The following is a 19,801-nucleotide window of genomic DNA, read 5'->3' as shown; positions in this document are numbered from 1 at the left end:
AGTGGTTGCACTCCGTCGGAAGCTAACACATTGGTTCCTACACCAATGTTGACTACTGCATGGGTCCGTGGGCTCACATCAGATTCCATCTTGACGGCGGACCGCAGGGGTGGAATCCTCATGGGGTGGATCTCGCCGGCCCCAAAGGGGAAGGCGAGATCCTCTCGTAGCTCAAGCCGACCCAGGTGGCCGACCGAGCGTGTCGACCCGGGCTCGCTGCCCGGTGCGACCTTCGCATTAGTTCAGAAGACGGGGGAACATATAAATGAATCGTCTCACACCCGCCCTGTGTAGAACACACACGACGCATACGTAACGTGATGGCGTGATACGCATAACCGCAAGACGGCATCCGGGTGTCGGTGATCCAACATGTATTCGTTATCAGATTCTGACATGCGGTTCAGTGACCGAGTTCCAGCCAGCCATTATATATCAATTGGGAGTAGTAGGAACTCGACGGTAGACAACTGTAGTGTGCCGAGAACTAAGAGCAAGGGTCGGAACACTCGACAAGCAAGCAGTCAGACCAGGGACAATCGCTGGTCACAGCAGAGAACTATCTCACTGTCGTCGTGAACCAGGACGCGGTACAGTGGTAAAATTAGGCGGTCAGCGAGTCGATGTGGCCTTCGGCACGGAGCTGGTCAGCGTCTTGCCCCTTGTAGCGCCATTCGATGTTGGCCTTCTCGTCTTGCCAGTCCCATGGTTCGGCGAGAACGATGTCGTCCTCGTTAATCCAGGTTCGGAACTTCATCCGGCCCGGAATCCGTCCGAGTCGGGTTTCGCCGTCCTCACAGCGAATGCGGACGTGGTTCCCACCAAGGTGCTCTGTTACCACTGCAAACATCTCGTCGTTTGTAGGCATGCGGAGATTCCGCCGCCCTGAATCGTCGCTCACAATATAAATACAGTGTCCTCCCGTATAAGTCGTTTGAGAGGCGAGATAGCGTGTACCATGCGCCCGACATAGCGGCCGTGCCACGGCAGGAGCTTGCCGATAGCTACTGGGAATAGTGAACGGTGAGAACGAACTGACGACAGGACGTCGATTCAGTCGGCAGTCAGCGCCTGTGGTTCGTCGGCTTCCTCGGCCATCGCATCCGTCAGTCCGGAAGCGAGCGCAAACACTGCTTCCTTGTGGTCAGTCTTCGATTTGTGGATCGATGTCGGTTTGACACCGAGATCAGCGTACAGATCGTGCTCGACGCTCGTGTCCGCTTCGTGCTCGTAGTGGTGTTGTACCTGCGCGAGAAGGCTGTGAAGGTGAATGAGTTCTTGCTTCTTCATTAGTGTCCAATCTTATGGAGTGGAGGGTAATAGTACTACCTTGCCAACGACTCACATGTCGCTACCGTTCGGATACGACTCCTCCCAATCTCAGATGCAAAGATAGAGCCGTTTACCGGCATATGAGCACCTGTATCACGATTTTCGTCTACGGATCGTAATATTCTGTTTTCCTACCCTAATATCGAACAAAACAGAGAGTTGCCACTATGTAACTCTCCCTTCATTAACGGCTAAAGAGAATTGAGGAGGCTACTGACTTGCGAAGCGCTCTCAATCATGAAAGACCACGACAATGTATTAGTATTCGAACACTTCATACCTGCTGAACACGTACCTATGGCCGTAATGAACTGGAAGCACCCACGAGACAAGACTGCGGCTATGGCGAAACAAGAAGAAGCAAACAGCGGGACGGAGTGGTCATTCATCGCAGCGCTGATGACTGCTGCATAACGGTTTTCTCACCGTCCAGAACTGAGTCCTACAGCGACGGGTCTATGCACCGCAGACAGAGGCCGTTAGGTGACAGTACGGATATCGACCGTCGTATTGTGGACGACAGCGCGGCTGACACCAGTACACTGGTAGGTGTGTGGTTCCGAGTGGCCCGACCAGTTCGACAGTTCCTGCTCGAACAGGCGGTGCCATGCATCCGGATATGCAGTCTCCGAGATGTTGATCGAGACGGTTGTCGCGGACGGTGACTTGCCAGCCTGTGGCGAAATAAGCGTCTTGTTCTGGATAGCGGTCTCGATTGTGACGCGGTTCGACGACGAGAAATCCGTCTCTCCGTCGAGGGAAAGGGCAGAGATGTATACACTGTCACTTCCGGGGCTACACCGGAAGCGGGGTTTCCGTGAAACGACCAGCCCCTCCTGCTGGACCCGGTACACTGCACCGCTGGTGTAGACGATATCAGTCCCCGAATCAGTCTCCCGAACGAACGCTCCGGTCGAAATATTCGTTGACTGCCCGTCGACAGTTACGTTAAGCGTCGACGGTCGGATGGAGAGTCCGTGACCCTGGAGTTTCATACTCGTGGTCCGTCGTGGAGCGTTGCCCTGAATGTGGTCGCCCGTGGTTTCCGCGAACCCGACCATCGACGTTTCTGCGACATCGGTTGTCGCCCCCTGTTGGATGGCATCGAACGCCCCAAGCCCACCAAGCGTCACCAGCGCAATCCCAGTAATGATGATGCTGAACGTGAGCGTAAACGCGAGCAGGTCGGACACACCACGGTCGTGACCGCTTTGGCTTGACAGCGGCGAAGTCATCCGCGAGTCACCTCCATACAGCCGGCTGTCTGGTTGTACGATACAGCCAGGGGCCCACTGGAGACGACAGACGGGCAGACATTAGTTTCGTTCTCGAAGCGGACGACAGCATACCGATTCAGTCCTGATGCGTTCACGTACACACGCGTGCGCGAAGCATCAGGAGAGACCTCGACGTTGTACGACTGATCAGCGATGCGCTCGGGATACATCGCACGGAACGATACTGTCGAGTTGAGCGTGTCGGTGTCGAACGCATCTAAGCGGATCAGGTCGCGCGCGATACCATCGCCGACGTTCTCCAGAGCTTCTTCAGTCACTCGCTCACGCTGTGAGTCTACCATCTGGCTCCCGCCGATGAGGAGGCCGGTCACCAGCAGCGACGTGATACCGATAGTGAGTGCCTGCGTGACCGCCGGCGAGACGCCGCGGCTGTCAAACAGGAAACGGGCGAGGTTCATCAGTCGTCGACCTCCACCAGTACTGTTCGATTGTAGCTCGCAGACGGTGTGTCGTAAGTCATGTCGATGGCAGGGACGACTGGATAGTTGACACGAGCAACTGGAGCGGCATAGTTCGAGGACGGGAACGTCCCGACTGCCGCAAACTGGTACCGCCCTTCGGCCTTATTTCCGTTCTTTATTTCAATTGAGTACGGGGGGTCAAGGCTGTGATAGCTATCGAAAGAACTGCTGTTACTTCCGACAGTGCATGACCCAGCGACAAGGTCAACGTTGACGTCTCCGTTGCCGTGACACTGCGTTTTGCCGTCGACCGTGACGTTGTTTCCACTATCAATTGTACTCGGCTCAACTGACAGTTTCATGTCCTCAGAACCGTTTCGAATGACGACAGTGAAGGTATTCATCGAGCCGCCGACGACATCCGCAGTGAGATTGAACACCGCAACGCGAGAGACGTCATTCGCAACTAGCCAGTCGTTCTGCGGCCCGCCCGATGGGTCTGGACGTTGGAACTTGGAGGACGTGCCCGTCTGATTGACTTCGGTACCAAGCGACGCCGACTCGTTCAGCGTCGCGTTGAGATAGGTTCCGCCGCTGCTTGCGACGACCCGGTTGTGCGTTCGCGTGTAGTTCCGAAGCGCGTACTCGTATCGCTCCTCGAATCCATCGAGGCCATCGCCACGCGCTTGGGCCGCGAGTTGTCCGAGGTCGCGCTCGACAGAGGCTTCGCGGTCAGCCGTGCGCTCGATGGTATCCGCACTTCCGGTAGTCGTGATACCGTCAGTGACCGCGAGACTGTGAGCAAACAGAACCGTGCTGAACACGACGATAGCGACAGCAATACCACCGACCAACAGCAGTTGTCCGCGCTCGTTGGCTACCATACGACCAGACGCACCTCCACGACGTTGTAGACGATAGAGTCGGGCTCCGCGTCGGGAGCGAAATACCCGTCGACGGTCGAGAGGGGCGGTCCGGTCCCGCTGCAGTCGCCGATTCGAGCGGGCATATCGTCGGTCAGCGTCACCGTTTCGGTCGCGACGGCTGCATCGGCTGGCCGGTCAGCAACGTTTGCGTCTGTTTCCTGCGAGACGATAGTCGTCTGGCGCGCGTCCGAATCCGAGTCCCAGTAACTGAAGTATAGATTGTATTGGTCGCCCTGGCGGTCGAAGGTCTGGTTCAACATCATCTCGAACTCGGTGGAACTGCCCGTCTGATTGCCGTTGAGTGTCGGCGTTCCGACGCTGTAACACGCCGTCGCGTTGTGCAGCGCACCGGTTTCTGCCGCCAGTGATAGCGTATCGCTCGCACGACTCTCCAGTTCTGCTGTCCGCTGCTGGGAACCCGTCTGGAACGGGCCAGTGTCGACTGCCGACAGGCCGTAGACGGTCGCCGTCACAACGACGATGGCCGCGAGAACGCCTTCCAGCGTATAGGCTTGGCCACGCATCGTTACCACACCCTCACGACGAGCCAGCAGACCGGGTCGCACTGGCCGGTCGCGTTTGTCAGCTTCACCACGCGAGACGTCGTTGCGACGTTCGTCCGACCGTCGGCCGACGGTCCCCAGGCGAGTCGCTCGCCATGGTCGTCGACTGCCGGGTCCCGTGTCCCTGCTTTGAGCGATGACGCGTTGACCACCGTTACGTTCACCCGCGGGTTCACGCGGCGCTCCGTCGCGACGTCGAGTCCGGCTTTCTCCTTGAGACCGCTGAGATCTGTGTCCGCGTTGAGGGACGCATTGATCCCACCACTCGTGTTGTAGCGAATGAGGTTTCGCGTCCCGTCGACGGAGTAGTTTTCGACGAGGTACGTCCCCGCCCTGTCCGCAATTGGTTGGTTACGCTGTACGTCTGGGGATTCGTACACGCCGACCGCACTTCCCTGTACGAAGGCCAATACCCCGATTATCGTCACGAGCAGGACGCTCACCCCTACGGCGAAGTCCTGCGGTGTTTGTGCTCTTGTATCCATATCCCACACACCCTATTTTCTGTCTGATACGTCCGCTGTCGAACCGCGAGTGGGGCCGCTATCCCACGGCGATCCACACCACCAGTGCAATCGTCGACAGGACGACTGCGAACTTTACGCCGGCGACGAGCTTCACTTCCCGAATGTAGCCGGCGATAAACGACGACAGCAGTGCCTGCAGCGTCACCGCGTGGAAGAACAGCATCGACAGCAGTTCCGTGTCGACACTGCCACCGAACCCACCGCCGGGCGCGCTCGAACTGCTTGACCCGGAGGCCTGCGTCGCCAGCCCCGACATCACATCGAGGAACTGTGTCTTTAGCAGCGCCATCACGCCCAAAAGCGTCAGGTAGGTCATCAGGATGATGACCGTCTGCATCCGCGTCCGGGATTTGCGCTCCCGCTCGATGTCGTCCTGGTTCTCCGAGGCCTGAGCGGCCGTCGAGAGTACGTCCTGAATCTGGCTGGAGGCCTCCTGTGCCTCCGCGATAAGCTTGACCGTCCGGGCCAGTCGTGGGACGTTGTACTTGTTGTTAAATTCCCGGAGCGCGTCTTTCAGGCTCGTTCCGTAGTTGACCTTTGCGTGGATGGTCTCGAACTCCTCGGAGAGCTTTCCAGAGGACGTCTCGGAGACCACCTTGACCGACTCCAGCAGCGTCATCCCGGTGTCGTTGGCCGACGCGAGCTTCCGGAGGTTCTCCGAGAGTTTCCCGATTATCGCCTTCCGCGAACGCTGGTTCCACTCGTAGAAGATCATCAGCGGGATGAAGTTGATGTACATCGGGACGTACACCCAGAAGAACGTCGAGCGGACCGGGACGGCGATCATTCCATCCAGCGATAACGGAGCCCAGCCGATGACGATAGCCGCGACGATGGCAAGGATGGACAGCGGCACCGTCAGCCACAGCACCAACAGCGGGTGGTCACGGAAGAACAGGTCAGGCCGTTTGAGAATGCCGAGAAGTTCGTAAGTCCCTTCCCGGCTCTTGATCCGGTCGAAGACGCTGTAGGTGCCCGTGTAGCTCTCGATGAGCCCGAGGTTGAACACGCCGACACCTTCGTCGACGACGAGTTCCTTCTCGCCGGGACTCGAACGCAGATAGCCGTCCCCGATGGAGTCCTGCGTGACAGTCGAGACGAGGACGAGAAAGCCCAGACCCGTCAGGGGAATCAGCCCGTACACGGTGCCGTAGATGAGCGACTTCTGGGCGTTCCCCATCATCGACATGATGACCAGAATGATGATGAGAAGCAGCGGGAACAGCGAGAGCGTCATGTACATCTCGCCGAACAGTTCCAGCGTCTCCAGCATCTTCTCCTGTTCCTGCCGGGCGGTTCGCATGTGCTTTTCCTTCTGGTCTTCGAGGAAGGAAGTCATGTCCCCGCCGGAGTTGATAATAGAGAGCATGTCCGTCAGGAACTGCGACAGTTCGTCCGACGGAGTCTGCAGCGCCTGGTTCCGGACAGCGGTCCGGTAGTCGGTATCGAAATACTCCGTCTCCAGTACGATAGACTGGAACTCCTTTGCGACCTCACCGTACGTGTCTTCAGCCTTCCCCATCGACTGCAGGATTTCGAGTTGATTGAGCCCGCCCACGGACAGCGCATACATGAACGAGATCGAGTCGGACAACAAGACGTTGATTTCGCGCTCGCGCGCGCTCGCACGGAAATACGGAATCGAGACAAGCGAGCCAAAGCCGATACCGAACCCGATGGCGCCGAAGACGAAGCCGGTCACGATGACGAGGAAGGGGAGTTTCAGCACGGCCAGAATCTCTGAGACGCTCTCAGACACCGGAATTCCGATGAGCGTCGGCGCTTCCCCACCGGCAAACAGCAACTGGACCAGCAGATAGCCGAGGAACGTGCCGACGAGCCACAGTGCGAGGCCCGCGATGACGCCGACCGCGAGTGCGCGTGCGAGGAACATCTCGACGTTGTCGGCCATCCGGGCCTCCGCGAGTTTGTTCTCGACGCTGTTGACGAAGTCGCCCTCGTCGTCGAACACCATCTGGTACGCCGGGTAGAACGTGTCACCGAGGGCACCGCCGCTGCCCACCTGTTGCTGACTCGGGGTGTCGAGGCTCATTCGCTATCTGCCTCCGCTCCGGCCTTCGGAACGAACTGGCCGAAGTCGATGCTGTCTTCGTCAGCGCTTTCCTCGGAATCGTCCATCAGCGCCGAGACGATGTCCGGCGTTTCGCGGCTCTTGTACGTGTTGAACAGCGGCTGTGCGTTGTCGAGCACCTGCTTTGTCTCCTCGACCATTTCCGGCGGCGCGTCCGGCCGGGGCACCATCTCCTCTTTTTCCGGGTCGATATCGATCTTGACAGATTCCATCTCCCGGAGGTCCTCGAGCGACAGTTCGAGCTGGTCGTTGGCGATGAGCGTGAGAATGGTGTCGGGGTCGTTGATGAACGCCTGGATGGTCGCCGCGACCTGCGTGTAGGTGTTCAGCCCCTTCTCGATGAGGTATGCGAGGACGACCTTGCGCTTGAACAGTTCCTCGTCGAGTTTATCCTGGGTCCACCCGCGGTCGAACTTGATCTCTTCGAGTGTGTTCGAGTTCCCCATCTGGATGTACTCGTCCGTCTCGGCGCGCCACTCATACACGTCCCGGACGTTGATCTCGTCGTTCTCGGCGGAGTACTCGTTGATTTCGGTCAGGGACTTGTTCCGGCGGACCTTGTTGCCATCGACCCGCGTCTGGGTCTGAATCGACACGAGGTCGAGCGCTGTAAACAGCGTTTTCGAGACGTTGATAGGTTCGGTCGTGAACCGCTTGATGACCTCGCCGACGGAGTCGGCGTGGAACGTGGTGTAGGTGGTGTGGCCGGTCGACATGACCTGAAACAGCGTCCGGCCTTCCTCGCCACGGATCTCACCCATGACGATGTAGTCAGGGCGCTGACGGAGTGCGGCCTCAAGCAGGTCGAACTCGTCGACGTCGCCCTTGTCGTCCTCACCGAAGGAGGGGCGCGTGACGCTTGCCACCCAGTTCCGCTGGGGTAGCTCAACCTCGCGCGTGTCCTCGATAGAGACGATCTTGGAGTTCGACGGGATGAACAGCGAGACGGCGTTCAGGCTCGTCGTCTTCCCCGAGGCAGTACCGCCGGCGAAGATCAGGCTCTTGTTGTTCTCGATACAGAGCCAGAGGAACGCCATCTCGTCCAGCGAGAAGGTGTTCCAGTTGATGAGGTCGATCGGGGTAAAGGGCACGTCCTTGAACTGCCGGATGGTGTAGTTCGTCCCGTGGTCGGACACTTCCCGGCCCAGCGTCAACTGGGCACGCGACCCGTCCGGCAGCGTCGCGTCGACCTGGGGCTGGCGCTTCGAGATACCCTTCCCGGAACGCTGGGCGAGTTTCACGACGAAGTCGTCGAGTTCCCCCTCGCCGTGTTCGACGTTCGAAATGATCTGCTCGTAGTCGGTGTGATAGACGAACACCCGGGAGTTGTACCCGTCACAGGAGATGTCCTCCACGTTGATGTCGTGTTTGACGCCGTCGATGCGGGCGTAGCCGACGAAGTCCCGCTTGAGCATGTACAGCAGCTTCTCGACCTGATACTCGTTTAGCTTCGGGTCGTCGTCTTCGAGGATAGCCGGCTCAGGCCGTGTCGAAATGCCGGAAAGTTGGCCCGTGGTTTCACTTTGTGTTTCCTCGTCCAGTCCGAACAGTTCCTTGACCTGCCCGAGAACGCTTTCTTCACCGCTACTGGAGACTGTGCCGTTGTAGAGGTCGTACCGCGAGAGGAGTTGTTCGGCCTCCCGCTGGATGACCTGTGCTCGGTCGGCGTCGGTCCCCTGGACGATGACATCGTCCTCGGAGTACTTGATCGCGGTCTTGAGCTTGCCCGAGAGGAACTCTCGGAGGTCGATCTCGATATCGGTGAGATACGGCTCGATGACGTAGTACTTCTTCTCGTTCTCTTTCCGTGAGTGGAAGATGATGACGCAGGCGTAGGGCTTGTTGACCCAGTACCGTTCTAGTTCGTTGAAGTGAGATTTCTTCGACTGGGGAACGGCTTTTTCGAGGTCGTAACGGTTGACGACGGTTGTATGGCCGTCTCGTGTCGAGAAGAACTCGTCTTCGTCCAGTTCCGGATTCACGTCGACGGTGTTTTCGTCGACGTACTCGTGCAGTTCACTGGCGATGTCTTCGGCGGCGGACAGGTTGTTTTCCGTGTGTTCGGGGTCGAAGTTCAGATACTCACTTTCGTCGAAAGGGATGACTTCGCCGTCACTGTCACGGGGGAGACTGCCGTCCTCGTAATAGTACTCCTGTTTGAAATGCTCCCATGTGTAGATGTCTTTCGCGACTGGTGTCGTGGTTGGGTCGAGATACTCCTCGAACGGCGCTTGCAGTGTTTTACCGGCACTTGCCGCGTCTTCGAGACGCTGACTGAGTTCTCTCGGCTCGAAGCCGAGGTACACGCTCCGGTCGAACCGTCCCCCATCGTGTACCTCCCGCCGGAGATCGTCCCATGTGTATTCGCCGACCCGTACAGGCTCGTCAGTCAGGTTCCCCCCACCGTTGACCTGATCCGACTCACCTCCCCCAGTATCATCGATAGCCATTGTTATTCATCTCCAGTTAGGCAGGAAAAAACTTTATCCCCACCAAATGTCGATGAAAAAGAAGTTCCGGTTGTTCGTATCACGGTCTCCTTACGGTAGTAAGTGGACCATACTGAATGTTTCGCCGATATTAATTGTCAATTAAGGAACGATTCGATCCGGGCCATCGCTTCTTTGAGATCGTCGAGACCGGTCGCGTACGACACTCGCAGGTGGCCCGACCCGCCCTCACCAAAGGCAGTTCCGGGTACGACTGCGACCCGCTTTTCCTGCAGCAGACTCTCGGCGAACTCGCCGGCATCGTCCCATGGACATTCCGGGAACGCGTAGAAGGCTCCAGCCGCTGGGAAGCAGTCCAGTCCCATCTCTTCGAAGCGTGTGAGGACGTACTTCCGTCGGCGGTCGTACTGGGCGGCCATGTCTGTGACCTCGTCGCGGCAGTTGTCCAGCGCCTCGATAGCGGCGTGCTGGGCCGTCGTTGGGGCCGATAGCATCGAGTACTGATGGATGCGGTTCATGGCCTCGATGGCCTCCGGCGGGGCCATCGCGTACCCGAGTCTGAACCCCGTCATGGCGAACGCCTTCGAGAAGCCGTTGAACACGACGGTCCGCTCACGCATCCCGGGGAGGGTAGCGATAGACGTGTGGTCGTGTTCGTACGTGAGATCGGCGTAGATCTCGTCGGCGAACACGAGGAGGTCGTTTTCACGACAGAACGCCGCGACAGACGCCATCTCCTCGGCCGTCATCGTCGCACCGGTGGGGTTGTTCGGATAGCAGTACACGAGCGCGTCGGCCTCGGCCGCGCCGGACGATTCCAGCACCTCTCGGGTGAGTTTGAACTCGTCTTCCGCGCGTGTCGGAACGTCGATAACGTCGATCCCGGCGAACGTCGCGCCGGGGACGTACGAGACGTAGCAGGGCTGGGCGATAGCGATGGAATCGCCGGGGTTTAGCAGCGCCCGGAAGGCGAGGTCGAGCCCCTCGCTCGCGCCCGCCGTGACGAGGATTTCCTCGTCGGGGTCGTACTGGAGATTGTGCGTCGCCGCCTCGTAGTCCGCGATGCGTTCCCGGAGTTCCCGCTTCCCGCGGTTGGCGGTGTACGAGGTCTGGCCGCGTTCGAGCGACGCGATAGCGGCTTCGCGGGCGGCCCACGGGGCCGAGAAGTCCGGTTCCCCGACCCCGAGCGAGATGATGTCGTCCATCTCCTCGGCCAGTTCGAAGAACCGCCTGATACCCGAGGGCGGCACGCTGTCGACTCTGTCCGCTGCTTCGAATGTCATGGTGAGACGGACAGGCGGTCGTCGTCGTCGTGGTCGTCGAACTCCATCCCCTGCTCCTTGTACGACTCCATGATGTAGTGGGTTACCGTCTGCGTGATCTCGGGAATCGGCGCGATTTTGTCGCTGATGAAATGCGACACTTCGCGCATCGAATCGCCCTCGACCTCCAGGTCGAAGTCGTAGTCACCGCTGACGAGGCGAAGCGAGGTCACTTCCGGAAACTTCGCGATCCGGTCGGAGATGTCGTCGTAGCTGGTCTCACGGTCCAGTGTGACGTTGAGTTCGACGGTGGCGCGAACGCGCTCCTCGTCGGTCTCGACGGCGTTCCAGTCGACGACTGCCCCGTAGCCGCGGATAACACCTGCCTCCTCGAACTCCTCGATAGCCTCGGCTACCTCGCTCTCGGAGTAATCAGTCAACCGAGCGATGTCCTCGGTCGTGTAGCGAGCGTTCTCCCGTAGCAGGTCGAGTATCTCGCGGCGACTGCTCATACAGTGCCAGGAGAGTGACGCGGACAAAAGCCTTGCTCAATAGTGAGAGAGCGTCACACCATTCGGTCGGAAATACACCAGACAGTTTTAATATCTCTGACGGTTAGGTGTCGACTAATGTTCGAAGAGGGTGGCCAGCGGGCTGGTTCTGACACGGGATGGGCACACATCTCGAACCACGACAAGGCGGCGACAGTTATTGACACGATACTCCGCCTCGATGCGACGAAACGTATACGAAAACAGCCTTGAGCGAGGCAGCCGGTGTGCCGCTGAAGACGCTGTACCTCGACGGGACGCTCGAAGAACTGGTGACGGTCGGATTACTGGAAAAACACGAGGCGGAGGGGAAAGAGACGCTGTTCTCCGTTGACGACGGGAGCGCCGCGTTCGAGGCAGCGAAAGCCTTCGATACTGCGGCAGCGACGTCGGAAGAAGCGGACAGTTGACCAAAAAGCGGTCGTTTCGGAAGTCAGTGTAGCGCGTCCATGGACTTTTAGCGGCGACAGTCGTAGTAGGGAGCGATGGTTTCACTCGATTCGGAGTCCGACGTGCTCGGGCGTGGGGACGAAGCACCGCCGTTCGAACTCCCGGGAGCGGACGGGGCGACGTACTCACTGTCGGATTTCGCGGACAAGGACGCACTACTGGTCGTATTCACCTGCAATCACTGTCCGTACGCGAAAGCGAAGATTGACGAGCTAAACCGGCTCGCGACGGAGTATGACGACCTCGCTGTCGTCGGGATCAATGCCAACGACCCCGAGGAGTACCCCGACGACTCCTTCGAGCGGATGCAGGAACTCGTCGAGCGCGGCGAGATACAGTACGACGCGTATCTGTTCGACGAGACCCAGGAGGTCGCGGCCGCGTACGGCGCCCGCTGTACCCCCGATCCGTTCCTGTTTCACAACGACGGCGGGACGTTCAAACTGGCGTATCACGGCCGCCTCGACGACGCGCCGAACCCGGACGACGAACCCAGCGAGCGGGAGATGGCCGCACACGTCGAAACGTTGCTCGATGGCGACCAGATTACAGCCGCTGAAAAACCGTCCAGAGGCTGTTCGATAAAGTGGAAGCCCGGCAACGAACCGGCGTACTGGGACGCCTGATCGGGGCGGCCCAGCGTGAGCAGTGCCTTCGAGACGAGTGCGTCGCCCGGAGTGAATCGGTGATCCAGAAGACGTGTTTCAAGCAAGACACTCCTAGCTACGGCCATTTTTATGCAGTGGTGGGACAGCCGTCAGCATATATCATCAAGAAGCTCATCCACGACGTGGAGACGGTCGTCGGCAAGGTGCTTGAAGATCGATCGACCGAGGCTGCCTTCTGGCACCCAGACCGTAGAGCCCGTCGTTAGATTTCGTCTAGCGACTCGAACCCGCTCCAGCACTCACAGTCGAGGTCGTCGATAGACGTGACCTCGTCCGGAAGCGAACTTATCGGCATCCCGTCGTCAAACTCATCACACTCCTCGATGTGGATAGAAAAGTCGCTACTCGACATGATTGGCATAGTAAGTAATACGCCGTAGTACTGCAAAAATCCTCGGAATCGAGACTGTCCGGGACACGCCCTGAGACCCGCTCACATAGAGGGGGGCCGATCCGGACAGTGCCTCATTTTCGAGCGGTTCCTGATTGAATGTTACCCTATATCAAGGGAACGCTTATTTGTTGATGGGTTTATGGTTCCTGATACGATACAGTACGCAATGAACTCCGGGAGTGGGACAGTGGACCAGCCTCTGAGCGAGGCCGCGTCCGTATTGGTACTGGCACGCGGTTCGAGCGACGCCGAACGAGAGGGGTGTGCCGGATTCCTGACTGAACAGGGAGTCAGTGACTCGAAGGCCATCTGTGTCACAGTGTCTGAGTCCCCCGATTCCCGCCTCTCGCTGTGGCAGCAGCACCTCGACGACGAGATGCCGGAAGAGGCGATTATCGTCGACGCCGGCAGCGAGTTACCGGCTAACTCGCAGGCAGCGGCGTCTGGCGCATTTCCCTCATTGACGCTTGATACCCTTCCCTCGACAGTGGAGCCGATAGACATCGGAGCGGCCGTCTCTCGCCATCTCGGCCGACTGGAACAGGCAGATGCACCGCTGCTTCTGTGCCTGCATTCGCTTACTGGACTGCTTGAGTCCTGGGAACGTGACCGCGTCATCGCGCTGGTGACCGCGTTGAACCGACAATGTGCCGAGATGGACGTCTCCGGCCACCACCACATGGACCCGGAGGCCCATACGGAGGAGACAATCGAGATGTTTCGGCCGCTGTATGACGTCGTGTACGAGTACCTCCCGGACCACGGCTGGACCGTCACAGCATCGAAAGACGCGGAGGAGATGCCGACGTTTCGGGACACCGTCGCCCCACCCGGTGGCGTCAAGAAGGGCGACCCGGAAGAGCCCGAAACAATTCCGATACCATACTCGTTTGACCAGGTTCTGGAGTTGATCTCCGCCCCGCGGCGACGCAGTCTCCTGTATCACCTGAAAGACCGGTCGGACGCCGAGGTCCCACTGGACGACCTCGTCGACCGCGTCTACGAACGCGAGAAGGCCATCCCGGCCAGAGCGACCCCCAAATCACGCGACGAAGTGGGCGTGTCGCTGGCACACAATCACCTGCCGCGGCTGGACGACCTCGGAATTCTATCGTACGAGACAGCGGCCAACACCGTCGAGTACTACCCCAATCCCGCGCTGGAGTCGGTCATCCAGTACGTCGAGCGCCTCGAACTCGGCTAATTCCGGTCCCGACCCACTCATTTATGTCGCCCCTACCGGCATAGCCCGGTATGGACGAAACCCCGCTCCCCAATGTCACAGAGCAATTCGCCCGTACGATAGCGCCGGCCAGCGATCCGGTCATAGAGGAGATGGACGCCAAAGCCGATCGGGAAGGGTTCCCGACGGTCGGTCCCGCAGTCGGTGGCTGGCTTCGCCTCGTCGCCCGGATGGTCGACGCCGACCGTATCTTCGAGTTCGGCTCCGGCTTCGGGTACTCCGCGTACTGGATGGCCCCCGCGGTGTCCGACGACGGGCAGATCGTCCTGACGGAGATTGACGCCGACGAACTGGAGGAAGCCCGAGAGTTCCTCGACCGCGGCGGGTTCACCGACCGGGCCGCTTTCGAGCACGGGGACGCAATCGAAACCGTTGAGAACTACGACGGCCCCTTCGACGTGGTGCTCGTCGACAACGAGAAACACCGCTATGCGGAAGCATTTGAGGCTGTCCGCCGGAAAGTGCCGGTCGGTGGGGCGGTGGTCGCCGACAATATGATCGAGGCCGGGCCGCTGGAGTTCGAGGAAGTACAGGCGTTGCTGGACGGCGGCGACATCGACGCCAACGAAACGAGTCGCGGCATCGCCACCTATCTCGAACGCGTCGGCGACGACCCGGCGTTCGAGACCGGATTGCTGCCGCTCGGCGAGGGCGTCGCTGTGAGCGTCCGCGTGGAGTGAGCAAAGCGGTATCAACACGCTCCGATTCTCGCCGACGAAAATGCGGGTGCATAGCTTATGTATGAGGACACACAACTCAGCGGCAACGCTGGTCCTAACGAATGAGTCTGATGATAGATATTCGGAAGCTCGGGTTGTTCAATCAGATGGCTAAAGAGGGCGGTAACACCGTTGCGAACCACCTCAGCCAGATGACAGGGATGGAGACGGAGATGGAGATCACGAAGATCAACTTCATCGATATCCCCGATATCAAAACGCACGTCGGCGACGAGAAGCAGATCGGTATCAGTATCGAAATGGTGGAAAAGCCCCACGGGCACATCCTGTTCCTGTTCAACGCCGCCAGTGCGAAGGACCTCGCCACTGGGATGATCGGCGATATGGGGGAAACGGACCCCAATGCCGACGGCTTCACCGACATGGAGCGCTCGGCGATTCAGGAGATCGGCAACATCATGACCAGCGGCTTCATCGATGGCTGGGCGAACGTCCTCGATACGACCATCGACATCTCTACGCCGAACTTCACGTTCGGCCCCGGGAGTGGGATGGTGGACCAGCTCGTCGGCGACCGGGACAACGAGATGGCGCTGATGTTCGATTCCCGCGTCCACGCGCTGGAGTCTAACATCAACGTGAAAGTGTACACGTTTCCGGAACTGGAAGAGCTGGTCGACCTGATGCAGGAAATCGAAGTGTAAGCAGACGTGTGCGAACGGGGCGGCGAGCACTGCGGATGAACTCCTTTTCCCTCATGAAAGATTTAGCAGTGTTTCTTGTATCGTGAGCCCCTGCATCATGATATGCCAGGAGGCAGCCCGCAAACTCTACGACCGTTCCTGTGGCGTGCAGAAACACTGTATCCGGACACGGAAGTCGTCTCTCGTACCCACGAAGGCATCGTCCGTCACGACTACGCCGAATACGCCGAACGGACGGCGCAGCTAGCGAACGCGATCGAGGAAGCCGGCTACGGCGACGGCGAACGGCTCGGGACGTTCTGCTGGAACCACAGCCGGCACTTCGAGACGTACTTCGGGGTACCGGGAACCGGTGCGCAGCTACACACTATCAATCCGCTCCTGCCAGACGAACACATCCAGTACATCGTCAACGACGCACAGGACGAACTCATTTTCGTCGACGAATCGCTCCTGCCGAAACTCGAAGGTGCCGCCACCGATGACCCCGAGTCCTTCGAAACGGTCGAGCAGTTCATCGTGATGAGCGAGTCCGTCCCCGAGACGGACCTCGATGCCGTCGCCTACGAGTCGTTCATCGCCGACCAGCCGACGGAGTACGACTGGCCAGAACTGGAAGAAGAACGGCCCGCAGGCCTCTGTTACACCTCCGGGACGACCGGACGACCGAAAGGTGTCGAGTACACCCAACAGATGCTGTGGAGCCACACGATGGCGATCCAGTCGCCACAGGGGATTCCACTCGACGACGACGACGTCATGATGCCCGTCGTCCCGATGTTCCACGTCAACGCGTGGGGACTCCCGTTTTCGGCAACTGCGGGCGGGGCCAAGCACGTCTACCCCGGCCCACAGCCGGAACCGGCGGACCTCGCGAAGCTCATCGAAGAGGAGGACGTCACCGTCACCGCCGGCGTCCCGACCGTCTGGCTGGGGCTGATGGAGTACATCAAGGAAAACGACGTCGACCTCTCGTCGCTCGAACGGCTCATCGTCGGCGGAAGCGCTGCGCCCGAAGCGATGATCCGGTTCTTCGACGACCGCGACGTGGAACTCGTCCACGCCTGGGGGATGACCGAGACGGCCCCGGTGGGTGCGGTGGCGTCCCTGCGGAGCGACCTGGAGGACGCCGACTACCAGACGCAACTGGACAAGCGGGCGAAGCAGGGACTCATCGCACCCGGGCTGGAGTTCCGTGTCATCGACGACAACGGCAACGAGGTCCCGCACAACGGGGAGGACTTCGGCGAACTCCACATCCGCGGGCCGTGGGTGACGACGGAGTACTTCAAGCGGCCGGAAGCGAACGAACAGGAGTTCGAGGACGGCTATCTGAAGACCGGTGACGTGGTGTCCGTCGACGAGGACGGCTACATCAAGATCGTCGACCGGGCGAAAGACGTCATCAAGAGCGGCGGGGAGTGGATCTCCTCGCTCGAACTGGAAAACGAACTGATCGCCCACGACGACGTGAACGAAGCGGCAGTCATCGGTGTCCCGCACGAGCGCTGGCAGGAACGCCCACTTGCGATGATCGTTCCGACGGCCGATGCCGACGAGGAGACGCTTGGTGATGAACTCCGTGAGTACATCCTCGAGTCCTACCCCAAGTGGTGGGTCCCGGACAACTTCGTCACCATCGACGAGGTTCCGAAGACGGCAACCGGAAAGTTCGACAAAAAGTCGCTCCGTGACGAGTACGCCGACGAATCGCTCGTCGAAGGTCGCGTCCCTGACGACGCCGCGCCGGAATAGGGGAGTTGGCGCGTTTTCAGCCGCTCAGTAGCGTTACTGGACGCCAGTGACGAGATTCCGGACTTCGGTCCGATAGGTTTCGGGCTGGAGTCCGAGGTCGACATCGACGGTGACCGTGATGCCGTCGCTCAGGTCGTTTTCAACGATCTGTTCGAAGTTCTGTGCCGGGTACGCGCCCCCGGAAATGACGACGAAGTCGCCGTGGTGCCAGACGGCGAACATCGCCGAGATGTCGATGTCGCTGGCCGGTATCTCGACGGCCTCGTTCTCGGTCACGTCGAACGAAATTCCCTCGAAGGGGTACACGGCGGACAGTTCGACCGTCTCGGCTGTCTCGCCGGTGTCGATATCGATTGTTCCCTCGCCGGTTTTCTCGATATCGGTCAACCCCTGGGCTTCCATCTGCTGTTCGAAGCTGTCGCGGGCGTTCGTTCTGACTTCTGCCAGCAGTTCCTTGCGGCCCACGCCAGCCGGGAGATTGTCAAGATTCGGGCTGAAGTCGACGCGGGTGGCGAAAAACACGGAGAGCGCAGTCTGGACCTGATCGAGGGTACGACTGGCGACGCGTTCCTGTAGCTGTTCGTCGACGTACTGGACCGTACTTGAGACGGCCTCGACCGAAACCGGGCCGTAGCTCCGGTCGAACACTGTTTCCGAGGACTGGTCCGTTCGCGTCCAGCCGCCGTCTTCGAGGCGCTGTTTCGGAACGTCCGGTGGCGGTACCTCGGCCGCGGCCAGAAACGAACACCCCGCAAGCCCGGCGGTTCCGAGGGTGGCTCCGGCAAGCAGGTAGTCTCGACGGTTCATGCCCGAGGAAGGCTACAGCCATGGAAAAGCGTGCTGGCCGATTATCAGGAGTTTCCGGGAAACAACTATGGCGGTGTTTTGCAGAGTTCCACGGAGTATATCAGTACACAAACCATGATAATTCCCATGGATCTGCTATCCGAGAAACTCGTTCCGGAGCACGCACGCGAGGTCAAGGAAGAGGCTCGGGAGTTCGCTGCGGAGCACATCGAACCAGTCGCCGGTGAGTACTACGCGTCCGGGGAGTATCCCTGGGATGTGCTTGAAGCAGCCAGGGAGGCCGGCCTCGTCGCACAGGATATCGGTGAGGAGTGGGGCGGGAGCGGCTACGACCTCCAACAGATGCTTGCGATGGCAGAGGAGCTGTACAAAGCCGACGCAGGAATCGCGCTGACGATCCAGCTCGCCAGCTTCGGGGCAGAGATCGTCGAGGATCACGGCGCAGACTGGCAGAAAGAGGAGTTCCTCGAGCCCGTCGCCACCGGCGACCAGCTTACCGGCCTCGCCGTCTCCGAGCCAGAGACGGGGAGCGACCTCGCCGGGATGACGACAGCCGCCGAGAAGGACGGCGACGAGTGGGTGCTCAACGGCGAAAAGTACTGGATCGGCAACGGCGTCGAGGCCGACTGGGTGACGCTGTACGCCAAGACCGGTGACGACCCGAACGACCGCTACGGGAACTACTCGATGTTTATCGTCCCGACGGACGCCGACGGCTACCACGCCGAACACATCCCCGAGAAGATGGGCTTCCGGGCGTCCAAGCAGGCTCACATCGTGCTCGACGACTGCCGGATTCCGGAGGAGAACCTGATCGGCGTCGAAGGAGCCGGCTTCTACATGCTCGCCGAGTTCTTCAATCACGGCCGCGTCGTCGTCGGCGGACACGGCATCGGTCTCGCCGCCGCGGCCATCGAGGAGGCCTGGGAGTTCGTCCACGACCGCGAGGCCTTCGGCAAGACCGTCGACGAGTTCCAGGCGGTCCAGCACAAACTGGCCGATATGCAACTCGGTCTCCAGTCCGCCCGAACGCTCACCTGGCACGCGGCCGAACGCGTCGCTAACCAGGAGAACGCCGGTTACTGGGCCGCATTGGCAAAGACTAACGCGACCGAAGCCGCTATGGACTGTGCGGAGAAAGGAATGCAACTACACGGGGGCCGGTCGGTGCTGACGGAGAACCGCATCTCTCGCGTTTACCGCGACGTGCGCATTCCGGTCATCTACGAAGGGGCCAACGACATCCAGCGGAACCTCATCTACAAGCAAGCCCCGATGTAACGGAGAGGGCTCAGTCGATCACTGTCGATTGGTTGATTGCGTCGCAAACGACGTATTTTTCGCTGGAACACCACCCTACGAGTGTTCTGACAGCCCTATACAAACGATCCGACACCACCCTACAAGTGTTCTATCACCACCCTGCAAGTGTTTCCAGTACGACTACAACTGGACCAGAACAGTGGACAGGTGTTCACACCCCACCCTGCAAGTGTTCGCACGGGGGTATGCGTCGTGCGGGGGTGCGCGAGCGTCTGAGATTCCCGAAAACACCACCCTGCAAGTGTTTTTGAGACGTTGTTCGGAGTTCCGATGCGCCACTCTAACACCACCGTGCAAGTGTTTCCCGCACTGGGAGAGACAGACGAGAGCCCACGGGAACACCACCCTGCAAGTGTTCAGGAAAGCCCATTTTGA

Annotated in this window: 20 protein-coding genes and 1 pseudogene; 8 read left to right on the top strand and 13 right to left on the bottom strand. The window is 59.6% G+C overall.

What is annotated here, in order from left to right:
- Positions 1–604: 604 nt before the first annotated feature.
- Positions 605–901, bottom strand: a complete 297-nt coding sequence (locus GJ630_RS11000) for a translation initiation factor eIF-1A (protein WP_044951882.1) — start codon at positions 899–901, stop codon at positions 605–607.
- Positions 902–1,053: 152 nt separating this feature from the next.
- On the bottom strand, positions 1,054–1,290 hold the full coding sequence (locus GJ630_RS10995; protein WP_004516302.1) for a UPF0058 family protein: 237 nt from the start codon (positions 1,288–1,290) through the stop codon (positions 1,054–1,056).
- A 279-nt stretch (positions 1,291–1,569) separates the two neighbouring features.
- Here GJ630_RS10995 and GJ630_RS19590 point away from each other — a divergent pair, with 279 nt between their 5' ends.
- Positions 1,570–1,746 carry a hypothetical protein gene (locus GJ630_RS19590; protein WP_023843307.1) on the top strand — a complete coding sequence of 59 codons (177 nt, stop codon included), beginning with the start codon at positions 1,570–1,572 and terminating at the stop codon, positions 1,744–1,746.
- Positions 1,747–1,811: 65 nt separating this feature from the next.
- Here the strand turns inward: GJ630_RS19590 and GJ630_RS10990 are convergent, their stop codons facing one another.
- The 9 genes from GJ630_RS10990 to GJ630_RS10950 form a co-directional block, all read right to left on the bottom strand.
- Complete coding sequence (locus tag GJ630_RS10990) at positions 1,812–2,567, bottom strand: hypothetical protein (protein ID WP_191449884.1); 756 nt, start codon at positions 2,565–2,567, stop codon at positions 1,812–1,814.
- The gene (locus tag GJ630_RS10985) at positions 2,564–3,028 is read right to left on the bottom strand and encodes a hypothetical protein (protein ID WP_014040631.1); all 465 of its coding nucleotides are present in this window, start codon (positions 3,026–3,028) and stop codon (positions 2,564–2,566) included. The genes GJ630_RS10990 and GJ630_RS10985 overlap by 4 nt, the downstream gene beginning before the upstream one ends.
- On the bottom strand, positions 3,028–3,915 hold the full coding sequence (locus tag GJ630_RS10980; protein ID WP_064287441.1) for a hypothetical protein: 888 nt from the start codon (positions 3,913–3,915) through the stop codon (positions 3,028–3,030). The genes GJ630_RS10985 and GJ630_RS10980 overlap by 1 nt, the downstream gene beginning before the upstream one ends.
- Entirely contained in the window at positions 3,909–4,481 is a 573-nt protein-coding gene (locus GJ630_RS10975; protein WP_014040633.1) for a hypothetical protein, read from the bottom strand. The genes GJ630_RS10980 and GJ630_RS10975 overlap by 7 nt, the downstream gene beginning before the upstream one ends.
- A 2-nt stretch (positions 4,482–4,483) precedes the next feature.
- Positions 4,484–5,005, bottom strand: coding sequence for a hypothetical protein (locus GJ630_RS10970; protein WP_008313381.1), 522 nt, complete (start codon positions 5,003–5,005; stop codon positions 4,484–4,486).
- A 58-nt stretch (positions 5,006–5,063) separates the two neighbouring features.
- Entirely contained in the window at positions 5,064–7,100 is a 2,037-nt protein-coding gene (locus tag GJ630_RS10965; protein WP_050036694.1) for a type II secretion system F family protein, read from the bottom strand.
- Positions 7,097–9,589 carry a type II/IV secretion system ATPase subunit gene (locus GJ630_RS10960; protein WP_146417183.1) on the bottom strand — a complete coding sequence of 831 codons (2,493 nt, stop codon included), beginning with the start codon at positions 9,587–9,589 and terminating at the stop codon, positions 7,097–7,099. The genes GJ630_RS10965 and GJ630_RS10960 overlap by 4 nt, the downstream gene beginning before the upstream one ends.
- 137 nt (positions 9,590–9,726) lie before the next feature.
- Positions 9,727–10,872, bottom strand: coding sequence for a pyridoxal phosphate-dependent aminotransferase (locus tag GJ630_RS10955; RefSeq protein WP_014040636.1), 1,146 nt, complete (start codon positions 10,870–10,872; stop codon positions 9,727–9,729).
- Positions 10,869–11,363 (bottom strand): Lrp/AsnC family transcriptional regulator, encoded by a 495-nt coding sequence (locus GJ630_RS10950; protein ID WP_008313373.1) that lies wholly within the window; start codon positions 11,361–11,363, stop codon positions 10,869–10,871. Before GJ630_RS10950 ends, GJ630_RS10955 begins: the two co-directional genes overlap by 4 nt.
- Before the next feature lie 117 nt (positions 11,364–11,480).
- Here GJ630_RS10950 and GJ630_RS20580 point away from each other — a divergent pair.
- Both GJ630_RS20580 and GJ630_RS10940 read left to right on the top strand, forming a co-directional pair.
- Positions 11,481–11,812, top strand: a pseudogene (locus GJ630_RS20580) (hypothetical protein).
- Between the two features lie 75 nt (positions 11,813–11,887).
- On the top strand, positions 11,888–12,478 hold the full coding sequence (locus GJ630_RS10940; protein ID WP_014040638.1) for a thioredoxin family protein: 591 nt from the start codon (positions 11,888–11,890) through the stop codon (positions 12,476–12,478).
- A gap of 244 nt (positions 12,479–12,722) precedes the next feature.
- Here the strand turns inward: GJ630_RS10940 and GJ630_RS19585 are convergent, their stop codons facing one another.
- Positions 12,723–12,881 (bottom strand): hypothetical protein, encoded by a 159-nt coding sequence (locus tag GJ630_RS19585; RefSeq protein ID WP_014040640.1) that lies wholly within the window; start codon positions 12,879–12,881, stop codon positions 12,723–12,725.
- Between the two features lie 199 nt (positions 12,882–13,080).
- Between GJ630_RS19585 and GJ630_RS10935 the strand changes: the two genes are divergently transcribed.
- From GJ630_RS10935 to GJ630_RS10920, 4 genes are all read left to right on the top strand, one after another.
- Positions 13,081–14,118, top strand: coding sequence for a hypothetical protein (locus GJ630_RS10935; protein WP_050007437.1), 1,038 nt, complete (start codon positions 13,081–13,083; stop codon positions 14,116–14,118).
- A 50-nt stretch (positions 14,119–14,168) separates the two neighbouring features.
- Positions 14,169–14,837 (top strand): O-methyltransferase, encoded by a 669-nt coding sequence (locus tag GJ630_RS10930; RefSeq protein ID WP_191449883.1) that lies wholly within the window; start codon positions 14,169–14,171, stop codon positions 14,835–14,837.
- 101 nt (positions 14,838–14,938) lie between these two features.
- Positions 14,939–15,541, top strand: coding sequence for a chemotaxis protein CheC (locus GJ630_RS10925; RefSeq protein WP_023843310.1), 603 nt, complete (start codon positions 14,939–14,941; stop codon positions 15,539–15,541).
- Between the two features lie 102 nt (positions 15,542–15,643).
- Positions 15,644–17,296, top strand: coding sequence for a long-chain fatty acid--CoA ligase (locus GJ630_RS10920; protein WP_050036696.1), 1,653 nt, complete (start codon positions 15,644–15,646; stop codon positions 17,294–17,296).
- A 33-nt stretch (positions 17,297–17,329) separates the two neighbouring features.
- On the opposite strand, the gene GJ630_RS10915 is transcribed toward GJ630_RS10920, so the two are convergent.
- Complete coding sequence (locus tag GJ630_RS10915) at positions 17,330–18,103, bottom strand: DUF6517 family protein (RefSeq protein ID WP_191449882.1); 774 nt, start codon at positions 18,101–18,103, stop codon at positions 17,330–17,332.
- 126 nt (positions 18,104–18,229) lie between these two features.
- Between GJ630_RS10915 and GJ630_RS10910 the strand changes: the two genes are divergently transcribed.
- On the top strand, positions 18,230–19,384 hold the full coding sequence (locus GJ630_RS10910) for an acyl-CoA dehydrogenase family protein (RefSeq protein WP_008313353.1): 1,155 nt from the start codon (positions 18,230–18,232) through the stop codon (positions 19,382–19,384).
- The last annotated feature ends 417 nt before the right edge of the window (positions 19,385–19,801 follow it).

The organism is Haloarcula sp. CBA1122, assembly GCF_009741785.1.
GTDB lineage: Archaea > Halobacteriota > Halobacteria > Halobacteriales > Haloarculaceae > Haloarcula > Haloarcula hispanica.
Note: the sequence above shows the minus strand (reverse complement) of the source record. Positions and strands in the feature narration are given on the sequence as shown.